This is a genomic window from Algoriphagus halophilus, from assembly GCF_900129785.1.
Lineage (GTDB): Bacteria > Bacteroidota > Bacteroidia > Cytophagales > Cyclobacteriaceae > Algoriphagus > Algoriphagus halophilus.
Genome location: NZ_FSRC01000001.1, coordinates 586,228 through 600,412, shown reverse-complemented (window position 1 = coordinate 600,412; position 14,185 = coordinate 586,228). Strand labels below are relative to the sequence as shown.

Annotated in this window: 9 protein-coding genes; 4 read left to right on the top strand and 5 right to left on the bottom strand. The window is 38.9% G+C overall.

Translation table 11 applies throughout. The features are described from left to right. The first annotated feature begins 9 nt into the window (after positions 1-9). Positions 10-714: a hypothetical protein gene (locus BUR11_RS02480; protein WP_074223242.1), complete on the top strand. Its 705-nt coding sequence runs from the start codon at positions 10-12 to the stop codon at positions 712-714. Positions 715-739: 25 nt separating this feature from the next. Here the strand turns inward: BUR11_RS02480 and BUR11_RS02475 are convergent, their stop codons facing one another. The 5 genes from BUR11_RS02475 to BUR11_RS02455 all read right to left on the bottom strand — a co-directional run bounded on the left by BUR11_RS02475 (position 740) and on the right by BUR11_RS02455 (position 8,029). Beyond that, positions 740-1,252 (bottom strand): UpxY family transcription antiterminator, encoded by a 513-nt coding sequence (locus BUR11_RS02475; protein WP_074225080.1) that lies wholly within the window; start codon positions 1,250-1,252, stop codon positions 740-742. A 135-nt stretch (positions 1,253-1,387) separates the two neighbouring features. Next, a complete protein-coding gene (locus BUR11_RS02470; protein ID WP_074223241.1) occupies positions 1,388-4,792 on the bottom strand; it encodes an efflux RND transporter permease subunit in 3,405 nt (1,134 codons plus the stop codon). 2 nt (positions 4,793-4,794) lie between these two features. Next, a complete protein-coding gene (locus tag BUR11_RS02465) occupies positions 4,795-5,928 on the bottom strand; it encodes an efflux RND transporter periplasmic adaptor subunit (RefSeq protein ID WP_074223240.1) in 1,134 nt (377 codons plus the stop codon). 55 nt (positions 5,929-5,983) lie between these two features. After that, a complete protein-coding gene (locus BUR11_RS02460) occupies positions 5,984-7,366 on the bottom strand; it encodes a TolC family protein (RefSeq protein WP_074223239.1) in 1,383 nt (460 codons plus the stop codon). A 60-nt stretch (positions 7,367-7,426) separates the two neighbouring features. After that, a complete protein-coding gene (locus BUR11_RS02455; RefSeq protein WP_074223238.1) occupies positions 7,427-8,029 on the bottom strand; it encodes a TetR/AcrR family transcriptional regulator in 603 nt (200 codons plus the stop codon). Between the two features lie 366 nt (positions 8,030-8,395). Between BUR11_RS02455 and purL the strand changes: the two genes are divergently transcribed. The 3 genes from purL to BUR11_RS02440 all read left to right on the top strand — a co-directional run bounded on the left by purL (position 8,396) and on the right by BUR11_RS02440 (position 14,185). Beyond that, complete coding sequence (gene purL / locus BUR11_RS02450) at positions 8,396-12,082, top strand: phosphoribosylformylglycinamidine synthase (protein ID WP_074223237.1); 3,687 nt, start codon at positions 8,396-8,398, stop codon at positions 12,080-12,082. Between the two features lie 171 nt (positions 12,083-12,253). Next, positions 12,254-13,054 (top strand): helix-turn-helix domain-containing protein, encoded by an 801-nt coding sequence (locus tag BUR11_RS21250; protein ID WP_074223236.1) that lies wholly within the window; start codon positions 12,254-12,256, stop codon positions 13,052-13,054. Positions 13,055-13,681: 627 nt separating this feature from the next. Beyond that, positions 13,682-14,185 carry a hypothetical protein gene (locus tag BUR11_RS02440; RefSeq protein ID WP_074223235.1) on the top strand — a complete coding sequence of 168 codons (504 nt, stop codon included), beginning with the start codon at positions 13,682-13,684 and terminating at the stop codon, positions 14,183-14,185.

Sequence of the window (14,185 nt, the reverse complement as noted above, 5' to 3'; positions counted from 1 at the left end):
AATACCATCATGCAAAAATTACTTTCCATACCGTTTTTTATTTTATTTCTAATATTCTCCGAAACAGTAGAGGCTCAAAATTTCTATAAGGAAAGAATATCCAGAGATAATATCTTAAGTATTGGTATGGGTCCCTCTTTTGCCTATTTGGATAATGGAGGAGCCTACAGAACTTTTAATTTCGAGATCAAACCATCTTTTTCCGCTTCTATAGCAAAAAGGTTGACACCCATGTTTGATCTGAGGGCAACCACTGGCATTCAATGGATTTCTAGTGGTGGCAATCCAAGTACGAAAGTTCGGGATTATTGGTATGAAAATAATGCTGCTTTTACCGCAAAAGGAAGTGCCATCTATTTTGATATGATGCCAAGTATCAATCTTATTCCTTTTTCAAATCATATGAACCGAAGCTTTGCGAATCTTTATGGTGGATTTGGGTTGGGAGTCATGTATACGAGCACCAAACAAACCAAATCCTTTAACGAAGACGAGGTTCCGGAGAAATTCAATAAAACAACAGCTTACATCCCCGTTCGGGCTGGCCTAAGCTTCCAGTTAGGGGCCTATTCCGATATTGCGGCAGAAGGAACCATGCTACTCACCTTTGTGGATGATATAGACGGAAATGTTGGATTTAATAAATTTGGGGATCATTTATTTCAGGCCCAAATCGTCTATAGAAGATATCTTTACCCACGAATTGAAAAATAGAAAAGGAGCGTTAATCGCTCCTTTTTTATTGACTGACCTTTCCTAGTGGTTGTAAAAATTTACGTGGAATACTAACCAGCATATTTTGGTAGATACTTGGGATTCTGATTAAGAAATAATCCTTGTTCCCTTTTTCTATGACTTCTCCTGTCATATGTTGAAGTGCTCCACCAATTACCTCTACTTTTTCTCCGGGTTCTATAACAGTTCCATCTGATTCTACTGCGACCCCCGTAGAAATAATCCTTTCAATGATATCCAACTCCTCATCTCTGATCGTTGCATGCTGGCCAGAGAAATGGACGAATTTTACTGCTCCAGGAACCTGCAGACATTCCCACAATTGATTCCTATTCGTTTTTACAAACACATACCCATTAAACAAAGGTCTTTGTACTTTTTTCTTCCTATCTGACCACTGTCTAACCTCCTCTATAATTGGCAAATACACCTCTTTGCCATTTTCTCTTAATCTTTCTGCTACCTTCTTTTCGGAACGTGATGCTGTATACATCACATACCACTTCATCTCATTCATTTTGTAATCTATTTGGGTATTCAAAATTAACATTTTTTAGCAGCAAAGGCCGAACCAAGCTGGACTTAAAATGAAAAAAACCCCCGGGATAGAACCCCGGAGGTTTTATAAAAAAAACCACCAACCTTAAAACAATCATGCTTTAATCTTCTTTAGCCGCATATTTAACTTGTCGGCCAAGAGATACATGACTGGTACAATTACTAACGTGAGGAAGGTCGCAAAGGTTAACCCAAAAATCACAGTCCAGGCCATTGGACCCCAGAAAGCTGCGTTATCTCCCCCTACATAGAATTGCGGATTAAAGTCACTTAATAATGTTCCAAAATTGATATTCATACCGATAGCCAAAGGAATCAAACCAAGGACCGTTGTGATCGCTGTAAGCAATACTGGTCTTAATCTTGTTTTTCCTGATTCCACTATACTTGCAATCATCAAATTAAATGGCAAATGATCTTTTGGCCCCATCCCCAGCTCTTCTCTTTTTCTTTCTCTTACCAGGTTCGTGTAGTCGATCAATACAATGGCATTGTTTACCACAACTCCTGCGAGGGATATAATTCCAATACCCGTCATGATCACCACAAAATCCATATTGAAAATCACCAGTCCCAAGAATACACCAATCGTACTCAATACTACTGAGGCCATGATAATGAACGGTGTGGTCACAGAATTGAATTGGGCCACGATGATCAAGAAAATCAAGGATACCGCGATCCCCAATGCTCCAATCAAGAACTCCATTGATTTCTGCTGTTCTTCTTGTTCACCCGTATATTTCACGGAGATCCCATCCGGCACATCATAATTTCTAAGTGCAGCTTGAATTTGAGCATTCACTTCAGTCGGGTTATATCCATCCAATACATTGGAGTAAACCGTAATCGCTTTATCCAAATCCTTCCGCTTCACAGAACCATAGGTAGAACCATACTTGATCTCTGCGACTGCGGAAATAGGCACCTCCCGTTTAGTACCGAACTTATCTCTAAAGCCGATCTTTTTATTGATCAAGGTATTGATGTCGTAACGGAAGCCTTCCTTAAGTCTCAACTGAATAGGATAGTCATCCTCCCCTTCTTTAAATTTGGATACTTCCAGTCCAAAGAGTGCAGTTCTCAAATCATTGGCAATCTCAGAAGTAGACAACCCAAACCTTCTAGCTTTCTCTCGGTCTATATTCAAAATCACTTCAGGGTTACCTAAGGAAAGGTCAGATTTAAGCTCCTCAATTCCCGCAATATTCAGGTTGGTCAAGTATTCCCTGGTTTTATTTACATATGCGATCAACTGGTCATAATCTTCCCCAACAAACTCAAGGTTGACGGCTTTTCCAGTTGGAGGGCCATTTCGCTGTTTATCCACCGTGATTAGTACACCCGGATATTTTTCAACCAATTGACGAATCACTTCCATGGCTTCATTGGTATTGATTCCTTGCCTGTCAATATAATCCACAAAGCCGATGGTAATTTTTGCTTTATGAGGAGTCGGTTGGTTACTTGGTCCTTCCAAGGGATCTCCTGTCCCCTCACCTACTTGGCTAATGACTGATTCCAATATATCTTCATAATCTGCCAAAGCGACCATCAACTCGTCTTCCATCCCATCCACAAATTCATTAGTGGCTTCTATATCGGTACCGATAGGAAATTCAATGAATACATTGATTAACTGAGGCTGATTATCGGGGAAGAACAATATTTTCGGAGCTCTTATGCCCAATAAAACCAAGGAAAAGAACAATAAGAGTACCGTACCTCCGAAAAATAAGTATGGTTTTTTACCATTTAGCGCATATTCCAAGGTCGACTCATAAATATTCTCCAGCTTCACCAATAATACCGTCTGGAACCATCGAATCGCTTTTCTCAAGACAAAAACATTGAACAAGGTCAGCACACAGGCCACTAGTAGAAGCGTTCCAAATGCAGTGATTCCAACCAAATAAAATATGGTGGACAGAATCAGAAATATCCCAGCAACAACAATAGATTTTTGCTTGGGTTTATCCTTGCTTACATCTTCCACTTTCATATACAAGGCGGTCAACACAGGGTTGATCACCAAGGCAACAAATAAGGAAGAAGAAAGTACAATGATCAAAGTAATCGGCAAGAATTTCATGAACTCTCCTACCAAATCATCCCAGAATGCTAAAGGAAGAAATGCAGCTAAGGTGGTTGCTGTGGAGGTAATGATTGGCCATGCCACTTCTCCTACGCCTTCCTTAGCAGCCTGAACAGCTGATTTTCCTTCTGACATCAGACGATAGATGTTTTCAACCACCACAATCCCATTATCCACCAACATCCCCAATGCCAAGATCAGAGAGAATAGCACCATTAGATTAAGCGTAATCCCAAAGGCATTTAATACCAAGAAGGAAATAAACATGGAAAGCGGAATGGCAATTCCCACAAACAGTGCATTTCTAAAACCAAGGAAGAACATCAATACCAATACCACTAGGATCACCCCGAAAATAATGGAGTTCTCGAGGTCACTTACTTGAAGTCTCGTCTGCTTTGATTGATCATTAGTAATAGTAATCTCCAAATCTGGAGGGAATCTATTCGCTTTTGTTTGTTCAATGATCTCCTTGATTTTATCAGCAGCATACAATAAGTTTTCCCCACTTCTTTTGGTGACGTTGATGGTAACTACCGGAAGGTTCTTGCTACGTGCATAGCTGGTTCTTTCCTTGTAGGTGTCTTTTACTTCCGCGACATCCCGTAGGTAAACAATTTTTTGGTTATCCGTTTTGACGATGATATTCTGAAGATCCATAGGATCACTGAATTCTCCATCTATTCTGAGTGTGCGCTGATAATCCCCAGACCGGATATTACCTCCTGAAATGGTCACATTTTCGGTTTGTACTGCTTGAGCAATATCATTAAAGCTCACGCCAACCGACTCCATTTTATAAGGATCTGCGTTGATTTGGATTTCACGCTCTACTGTTCCCGCCAAATCTGCTTTGGATATTTCCGGAAGCTTCTCAATCTCATCTTCCAAATATTCCCCAAATTTCTTCAGCTCAGCCTCAGAATAATTTCCGGAGATATTCACATTCATGATCGGGAAATCAGAGGTATTGATTTCCAACACATTTGGGTCCTGATCTAGATCAGTGGGGAGTTCACTCTTTGACTTATCGACGGCATCCTTTACATCCTGGATGGCTTTAGAAATTTCCACTCCAGGGTTAAACTCGATGACAATGGAAGAAAAGTCTTGAACCGAGGTGGAATTAATATCCTTGATGTCGTTTAGAGATTTCAATTCCTTTTCGATAGGACGAGTAATCAAGTTCTCCATATCGACTGGGGAGTTACCAGGATAAGGAGTCCCTACATAAACTGTAGGAATCACAATTTCCGGGAAACTTTCCTTTGGCATATTTCTGTAGGCACTAAGTCCTAACACCGAGATAATTAGGGTAAGGATAACCACCGAAGTGGAATTATCCACTGACAAACTGGACAGTCCAAACTCTCTCGTTTTTTGTGGTTTCTGTTGTTCTGCCATAATTACTGCTGTGCTATATTCACATTGAAATTATCTCCTACTTCACGGAACCCTTTGTCCACTAAAACCTCTGAACCAGTAAGCCCAGTTAGGATCTCAGTTTCTTTATCAAATGTCTTTCCTCGCTCCACGTACTTCTTGATAGCTTTTCCATTTTCCACGGTAAAGACATAGTCACCCCTATTATCACTTAAGATCAAATAACTAGGTACTATCACTGCGTCAGCACTTTGATAATCCAAGATTTTCAACACGGAAATCATATTTGGTTTCACCAAGTCCATATTAGGAAGAAAAACCTCCACCTTAAAGGTTCTATTATTCGGATTGATGATTGCTCCTACAGAAGAAACTTTGGTTTGAAGTTCTTTATTGATAGAAGGGAAACTCACCTCTACAGAATCACCTTTGGAAAGCACTCCAATGTAACTTTCCGAAATATCCGCTTCAATAAAGAGATCACTTTCCCCTACAAATTGGAACATCCCCATTCCTGGCTGAACCAATTCTCCTAACCTCACCTGAACTTCTTCTATTGTCCCTGTAAATGGTGCTCTAATAACTGCCTTGTCAAGATTGGTTCGAGCTGATGCCAGGTTTCTTTCCAATCCTTCTTTTCTATTTTTTGCTTCTAGGTATTGAACTTCTGTACCTATTTGTTGATTCCATAATCGCTCCTGTTTTTCAAACAGAGTAGTCGCCAACTCCAGAGAGTTTTCCAACTCATCTATGCTTCTCTCAATAGTCTCTGCATCGATTTTGGCCAGCACTGTTCCTTTAGCAACACGCATTCCTTCCAAGACTGGAATTTCCAATATTCTACCTGAAGTTTCGGCACTGATTACCACGTTCTTTTTAGATAGTACAGATCCTGTTACTTCCACATAATGATCAAATTCTCCCTTTTTTGCATTAGTGGTAGTAATAAGAATGGACTTTTGATTTTGGCTCGCAAATTCAGGGTCCATTTTCATCAATTCCTCCTCCAATAAAGCAATGGAGGTATTCAGTTCATTGGATTGATTTTTCAATTCTTCCAATTCTGCTCTTTTTGCAGCCAACTCATCTTTTGGTTCGCAGGAAAAAACCAAGAAAGTCAACCCTATCAGTGGTAAAAATTTATGTGATAATTTCATTGTGTATAAATAATATCGTTGTTACAAGTTTTGTTGGTGATAGTGGACCTACCACTTAATAATCCAATCCGTTTTTCAGAACTCCTAAAGCCTTTTCCAAGTCTACTTTAGAAACCAAGCCATCATAAAGAGCTCCTAAATAATTGATTTCAGATTCTATCAAAGCGGCATCCGCCTCCACTACTTCCAAATTGGAGCCTACTCCTTCATTGTATTTGATTTTAGAAATATCGTAGACCTCTTTGGCGAGTTCCATGCTTTCTCTTTGCACTGCTAACACTTCCAAATCATTAGCCAGATTTTGCTTAGCCTGATACACTTCCAAGGCAATGTTTTGATTCAAATAAAACTTTTGATTTTCAAGCTGTTGCAATTGAATTCTATTTCTTTGAATCCGTGCACTTTTAGATAAACCATCAAAAATCGGAATGTTCATAGTTACTCCCACCATGGAAGAACTAAACCAGTTGATGCTATTAAACAACCTACTAAAAGTATCTCCGGCTCCCGACCTAGTGAAGTTTGCATTCAAATCGATCGTCGGCAAATACTGGGAAGTATTATATTTTAAATCCAACTGGGTCAACTCCAGGTTGGTATTGATCTGATCCATCTCTACTCGATGTCCCACTTCCATGGCCAATAAAGCAGCTAAGTCTTCTTCTGGATTTAATTCTGCTAAAGTTTCGGTAATCACGATATCATAATTCCGAGGTAAGCCCAGTTGAATTTTTAAAAGCTGTTTGGAAATATCATAAGCCGTAAGACTTTGCTTCAATTGAGAAAATGTATTGTTTCTTTGAACCTGAATTCTTGAAACTTCTATCTTTTCTGTAAATCCAGCCTCGTTTAAAGCTCTGGTTTCCTCCAATAGAGAATCAATTCGGCTTAAATTGGATTGGGAAAGTTTGATTCGTTCTGCATTGACCAAAACCCCAAAGTAGGCTTTTTTCACATTTTCAATGACATCATTCTCTACTTTGACTTTATCGAATTCAGTTAAGGCCTTGTAGGTCTTTGCTGCACGTAAACCCACGAAGAATGATCCATCAAAAATCATTTGGGACAAAGTGAAGCCCGCATTTCCAGAATAGCTAACCCCAAACCTTGCTGGAATTACATCGGATGGATTACTTGGATCTCCAAAGGGAGGCTCATTCGGTAAAAACACCACCTGAACCAAAGGGTTGTAATTGATCCCTACTGAACCATTGATTTGTGGCAGACCAGAAGCGGTATTCTCTTTAATGGTAGTCTGTGAAATCATGACTTCCAGCTTGGCATTTTTTGAATCTGGATTATTCTCCAGCGCATATTCCAAAGTCTCCTTTAAATTAAGCTGAAGAACTTCCAAAGGAGGAGTCTCCTGTGCTAAAACTCCTGAACCAATTAGGCTTAACAAGCTCAGGATTACTAATTTAATCTTCTTCTTAAACATGTTGTTATTCTAAATAATAGTCGGTCTCTAGTTCAAAATTTATATTGTATTGCTGGCTTTCTAATGATTTAATTCCACTCCCTCAAGGTAGGCCTGCCTACCCTTTTCAGTAAAAATTCCATGAAGAAAATGGTCCATTAACTCCATCTGTATATCCACCATCTTCACATCCTCACCGCTATAATTTGAGGGATCGAAAGCCGCATTGATTTGATTAACCCGCATCCTCGCCAAAATCCTCGTATTGATTTCGTTTCGAAAATACCCCAACTTTTTCCCTCTTTCTAACACTTTGACGATGTCTGTCACAATAACATTGTCCCTGAAGCATTCGAACATTTTCCAAGCTTCAGGAAAATACCGTTGTACTTCCAACACTGCCATGGGGTTTAGGTTGGCAATTCTCTCACGAATCATCCTAGAGGTATAAACTAAATGTTCTATCACTCCATCTTCATCCCTCATAATAGCATCCAGCTTTTCTTGATCCTCTTTTAAAAGCATTCCAAAAGCCTCCTTTACCAACTCTTTTTTATCCTTGAATTCTTGATAAATGGTCTTTTTGGAAACTCCTGATAGTCGTGCGATATCTTCCATCGTAATGGTTCTTACTCCATAACGACTAAACTGTTCTACAGCTACCTCTAAAATCTTCTTCCTCATTGAATTTTACTCTTGGTATAATCGAATGCAAAACTACGGAAACTTTTCGCCTTCCAAAAGTTTCCTCAGTACCAAAAGCGAACAATCTTTCGATTTAACAAAAAATTAACATTGAAAACCGCACGTTTTCGAACATATGAGTAGCTCTCCAACTTTTTCAAGACTTAAGCCTATGCAAACAACCCTGAAATATTTGTTTTCACCCATTGAACATTTTGGCTAAACGTTATTTATAATTCCATAGTTCAACTATTTTCAAACTACGTTGATCCCACTGAATATTTCCAACCTCATCAAATAACCCTCTCCTAAATATTTCAATCTAAAGTCCAATTTCTTACCTTTGCAGCTTACTAGCCTAAGGACATGATATTCTTCTTCGAATCCCCTCAAAACCTTATCTACGCCGTACAAACTCCACAACCTTTCGCACCCGAAGATATCCAGAAATTAATCTGGCTTTTTGGAGAGGCCAAGGCACTGGAAACCAAACAAGTAGAAGGTAAATTCTCCGGCCCAAGAAAAGAAATGATCACTCCCTGGTCTACCAATGCGGTGGAAATCACCCTAAATATGGGGATTCAGGGAATCATCAGAATTGAAGAGTTCTTCCCACTAAAAGAAGGGGATCAAATTGACCCCATGCTTCAAAAGTCTTACGATGGACTGGATCAGGATATCTTTGATATTCATCTAGAGCCTGAAAAAATTCAGGAAATCTCTGATATCGCTGCCTACAATAAAAAAGAAGGATTAGCGCTAAGCCAAGAAGAGGTTGATTATTTAGAGAACGTTGCCAAGCAGTTGGAAAGACCCCTGACTGACTCTGAAGTATTTGGTTTCAGTCAAGTAAACTCCGAACACTGCCGCCACAAAATCTTCAACGGAACCTTTATCATTGATGGAGAAGAAAAGCCTTTGACCTTATTTCAACTGATCAAAGAAACTTCCAAAAAGCATCCCAATAGAATTGCTTCTGCCTACAAGGACAACGTTGCTTTTGTGCAAGGACCAAAAGCGCAGCAATTTGCTCCAAAGACACAGGACAAAGCAGACTTTTTCGAAACAAGAGATATTGACACGGTCATTTCGCTGAAAGCAGAAACCCATAATTTCCCCACCACTGTAGAACCATTCAATGGAGCAGCTACCGGTGGAGGAGGTGAAATCCGAGATCGTATGGCAGGAGGAACAGCCTCTATTCCATTGGCTGGAACTGCGGTTTACATGACCTCTTACCCAAGAACTGAAGAAGGAAGAAGCTGGGAAAAGAATCTGGAAGCAAGACCATGGTTGTATCAATCTCCAATGGATATCTTGATCAAAGCTTCCAACGGTGCCTCCGATTTTGGAAATAAATTCGGTCAGCCTTTGATTTCTGGTTCTGTTCTAACCTTCGAACATGAAGAAGAAGGTAAGCAACATGGATTCGATAAAGTAATCATGCTTGCCGGAGGTGTCGGTTTTACCAATGCGAAGTATACTAAAAAAGAAGAGCCAAAAGCCGGTGATCAAATTGTGATCATGGGCGGTGATAATTATAGAATCGGAATGGGAGGATCAGCAGTATCCTCCTTAAATACCGGTGAACTTTCCAACGCCATAGAACTCAATGCGATTCAGAGATCCAATCCTGAAATGCAAAAGCGGGTATCCAATGTGATCCGCGCTATGGCAGAGAATGAAAATAATCCAATCATTTCTATCCATGACCATGGAGCAGGTGGCCACTTAAATTGCCTTTCTGAATTAGTGGAAAATACAGGAGGAACTATTCACATTGATAAGTTACCTGTGGGGGACCCTACCCTTTCAGCGAAGGAAATCGTAGGCAATGAGTCCCAAGAAAGAATGGGCTTGGTGATCGGGAAAAAAGACATAGATACCCTTCATACCATTTCCGATCGAGAAAGAGCTCCTTTTCATGTAGTTGGAGAAACCACTGGAGACATGCATTTCAAATTTGAGAACCAGAAGACAGGTGAAAAGCCGGTAGACTGGAACTTGAGTTATATGTTTGGTTCCTCACCTAAAACTATTCTAGAGGACACTACCAAGAAATCCAGCTTTGCCGAAGCAAGCTATGATCCTGAACTGATTAAATCCTACATCAATGAGGTGTTACAGTTAGAGGCAGTGGCTTGTAAAGACTGGTTGACCAATAAAGTGGACCGTTCCGTAACAGGTCGTGTTGCTACTCAACAAACTGTCGGTGCTATTCAACTTCCATTGAACGATGTCGCGGTAATGGCTTTGGACTTTACTGGTGAAAAAGGAATCGCCACTTCTATTGGACATGCTCCTGTAGCTGCTTTGGCAGATCCTGAAGCTGGAAGTAGATTAGCGATTGCTGAGGCGCTTACAAATTTGATTTTTGCACCGATTCAAGATGGATTGGCTGGAATTTCCTTATCTGCGAACTGGATGTGGCCAGCGAAGAATGAAGGTGAAAATGATCGATTATACAGAGCTGTTGAAGCGGTTTCTAAATTTGCGATTGATTTAGGGGTCAATATTCCAACCGGAAAAGATTCCCTGTCCATGACGCAAAAATATCCTGATGGAAAAGTAGTGTACTCTCCAGGAACAGTCATCATTTCTACAGTTGGGGAATGTATGGACGTGAAGAGATCTGTAAAGGCTGCCATTCAACCTGTCAAAGGAAGCAAGCTTTTGTATGTGGACTTCTCCCGAGATGAAGCAAAACTTGCCGGATCCAGCTTCTATCAGGCACTTAATAAAATAGGAACCGAAACTCCTGACGTGAAGGATTCAGAACACTTTGCAAAAGCATTTGCTTCTGTTCAGGATCTCATAGATCAAGGATGGATTCTAGCGGGTCATGATATTTCTTCCGGGGGATTGATCACTACCTTACTTGAAATGTGTTTCCCGAGTCCTGGAGTGGGTCTGAAAGTTCATCCTAACCGAATGAAAGAGCAGGATTTGGTGAAAATGTTATTTGCTGAAAATCCTGGGGTAATTCTTCAGGTATCTGATGAGAATGCAGTAGAGGAGCTTTTGGTGGAAGATGATGTTGACTTCGTTGAACTTGCAAAAGTTACAGATACAGGTAAAGTTGAATTCAAAGGAACTGAACTTAGCTTAGAGGTAGCAGAGTTGAGAGATACCTGGTTCAAATCTTCCTACCTGTTGGACAGAAAGCAGAGCGGAGAAAAATTAGCAAAGGATCGCTTTGATAATTATAAGAATCAGATTCTTTCCTATGAATTTGCAGCAGGATGGAAAGGTGATTTCAATGCAGCTGGGTTAGATCCTTTCAGAAAAACCGCAGGCAAAGTGAAAGCGGCCATCATTCGTGAAAAAGGAGTGAATGGCGATCGGGAAATGGCTTATTCCTTATGGTTAGCAGGATTTGAGGTGAAGGACGTACATATGACGGATTTGATTGCCGGAAGAGAAAACCTGGAAGATGTTCAAATGATTGTCTTTGTTGGAGGATTTTCTAATTCTGACGTGTTAGGTTCTGCCAAAGGTTGGGCCGGTGCATTCCTTTACAATCCAAAAGCAAAGCAAGCCTTGGATAATTTCTATGCTAGACCTGACACCTTAAGTTTAGGGGTTTGTAACGGATGTCAGCTCATGATTGAATTAGGCTTGGTTACACCTAATCATACAGATAAACCAAAAATGCTTCACAATGCATCCCATAAGTTCGAATCTACTTTCGTGAATGTAACCATTCCTGAAAATGATTCGGTGATGCTAGGTTCTTTAAGCGGTCAAAGGCTAGGTGTTTGGGTGGCACATGGTGAAGGTAAATTCCATTTGCCTCAAGCGGAAAGCGATTATCACTTTGCTATGAAATATAGCTATGAAGCTTATCCTGGCAACCCTAATGGATCTGATTATGCCACAGCAGGGATAGCATCTGATGATGGGCGTCACTTGGCCATTATGCCACATATTGAACGAAGCTTAAAGCCTTGGAACTGGCCTTATTATCCTGCAGACAGAAAAGATGATTTTACTCCTTGGATGGATGCTTTTGTAAATGCTAGAAAATGGGTAGAAGAAAATTCAGAAAGCTAAATTCAGAAAGCTGAAAATTATAAACTAGTCAATATCCCTCAGATTACTCTGAGGGATTTTTTTTATCAGATAATCACATCTATTTAATTATTCTAATATTTTGGAGTAAAAATTTGTATTTAAACAACATTTTACATATTATTAGTTATATTTTTTACTAGATAGTTCATTATGGGAGGTTTGATAAGTGATAGTGTGATGCATTTTTGGAAAAATGAATATGCCTTACAAATAAAAAAATACACTAAATACGAACCCACAGATCAGTTCCATCAAATTGCAACAATGTGTGCCCCCGGTAAATCCTATTATTACATTTTAAATCTGAACAAATACAAGCTGGATTATATCCATCCAAATGTGGAAAATGTGGTTGGAATAAAAAAAGAATTAGCGACGATAGATAGTTTGTTAAATCAAACATTGCCCTCTGAATTAGCTATCATTGAAAAAAAGGAAAAAATAATTTATGAATTCATGCAAACCTTCGATGACCATAGAGATTTACTTCCTTATAAAACTGTTTATACCTATAGGTGTAGAGCTTTGAGCGGTAAAGTTCAAACAATGATGGTTCAAACAACAGTTCTAACACTCACTGATCAAGGGAAAATAGAACATGCTTTCGTCATTCATTCAGACATAAGCCATCTAGGGAATATCACAACGGACTGGGTTTCATTCATTCATCATGATGCCAAAAAATCCTATTTAAATATTAACGCTGAACATGGTAGGTTTGACCCGAAACTAGCTAATCTTGATAAATCTTCCTGCACTGCTGATCTTACAAAGCGCGAACTCGAAATCGTCAAACTGATGAGTGAAGGCCTCAGCTCCAAAGCTATATCAGAAAAACTTTTTATCTCTTTTAATACCGCTAGAACACATAGAAAGAACATTCTTCTCAAAACAAATTCATCAAACACCGCTGAATTGATGGCAAAGTGTTTAGCTGAAGGAGTGATTTAGAGAGAAATACGCTTTTTGAGTGATTTATAAGTTTTAAAATCAAACTAAATTAAGTTTGAAATTATTTTTTAAATAATCGTGAGAAATAGTTGATTCCTAAGTTAAGGTTATTGGATAATTTTATATCTACTATCAATTTAAATTCCTCGAAAGAGTATAGAGTTTTAAGATATTAGAACACCATCCAGCCAACTATTTAATTAACCTATCTTAGGAAATATCCTTTCTATTTAACAGCAAAAAGAATTATTCTGAATAAAAACATGAATTATTAAAATTTGATCAATATGAAAGTTTTAAAAATCTACAAAGAGAGATAAAAAAGAGAGGGAACTAAAAGCAAAACACAACCAACTAATTGATTATTAATTCTAGTTCATTGTTATTTTGCCACCTACCAAATATGGTTTGCTTCCTGCTAATAAAATAAAACCTGTCAATCCGGGAAACAAAGTGTTAGTTTTAAAAGTTGATTTTTTATAATTCAAAATCAAAAGAGATTTATAAAAATACCTATTATTGCCAAAGTTTTTCTAAAGACATTGGGTTCACTTTAAAAACATCACCCAAACACCCGTAAACTCAATGTCTTTTCAGTTTATCACCATTTGAATATTACCAAACCAAATGAATAACACCCAAGAAAATCAAACCAGTCTATATACCAACTTAAGGAAAAGAGCATTAGGAATTACTGCTGATCAAATTGAATCACCTTCATCCATTTCTGAATCAAAAGTATTTGGAGTCATGATAGACTGGGAGCTTGAAGAAGGACTTGCCAGTTTAGTGGCCTACTTATCAGGTGATGCAAGTATATATTTAAGCAAAGGAGGAGGTATTATAGGGGGTGGAAATTTCCAAAACGTAAGGAATGAAGTTTTCTCTTTACTAGAGATGGCTCAGGGATTGATTGAAAAGGCTACTAAAATCGAAGAAATTCCTTTTCCTGAAAAGGGGGCATGCAGAATTATGCTTTTTACCAAACAAGGATTCTATTGTCTTGAAGAAAAGTCTGAAGAGTTAACCTCTACTAATTCCAAATGGGGTTCATTTCTCTCACAAGCGAAGAAGGTACACCAATCATTAGTTGAATCACAAAAAGAACAGGATATAAACTTGAAAAACTGA

Excerpts from the sequence above, each read along its gene's own strand:
- BUR11_RS02465 (WP_074223240.1), bottom strand. The coding sequence starts at position 5,928 with ATGAAATTATCACATAAATTTTTACCACTGATAGGGTTGACTTTCTTG.
- purL (WP_074223237.1), top strand. The coding sequence starts at position 8,396 with ATGATATTCTTCTTCGAATCCCCTCAAAACCTTATCTACGCCGTACAA.
- BUR11_RS02440 (WP_074223235.1), top strand. The coding sequence starts at position 13,682 with ATGAATAACACCCAAGAAAATCAAACCAGTCTATATACCAACTTAAGG.
- BUR11_RS02460 (WP_074223239.1), bottom strand. The coding sequence starts at position 7,366 with ATGTTTAAGAAGAAGATTAAATTAGTAATCCTGAGCTTGTTAAGCCTA.
- BUR11_RS02470 (WP_074223241.1), bottom strand. The coding sequence starts at position 4,792 with ATGGCAGAACAACAGAAACCACAAAAAACGAGAGAGTTTGGACTGTCC.
- BUR11_RS02475 (WP_074225080.1), bottom strand. The coding sequence starts at position 1,252 with ATGAATGAGATGAAGTGGTATGTGATGTATACAGCATCACGTTCCGAA.
- BUR11_RS21250 (WP_074223236.1), top strand. The coding sequence starts at position 12,254 with ATGGGAGGTTTGATAAGTGATAGTGTGATGCATTTTTGGAAAAATGAA.
- BUR11_RS02480 (WP_074223242.1), top strand. The coding sequence starts at position 10 with ATGCAAAAATTACTTTCCATACCGTTTTTTATTTTATTTCTAATATTC.
- BUR11_RS02455 (WP_074223238.1), bottom strand. The coding sequence starts at position 8,029 with ATGAGGAAGAAGATTTTAGAGGTAGCTGTAGAACAGTTTAGTCGTTAT.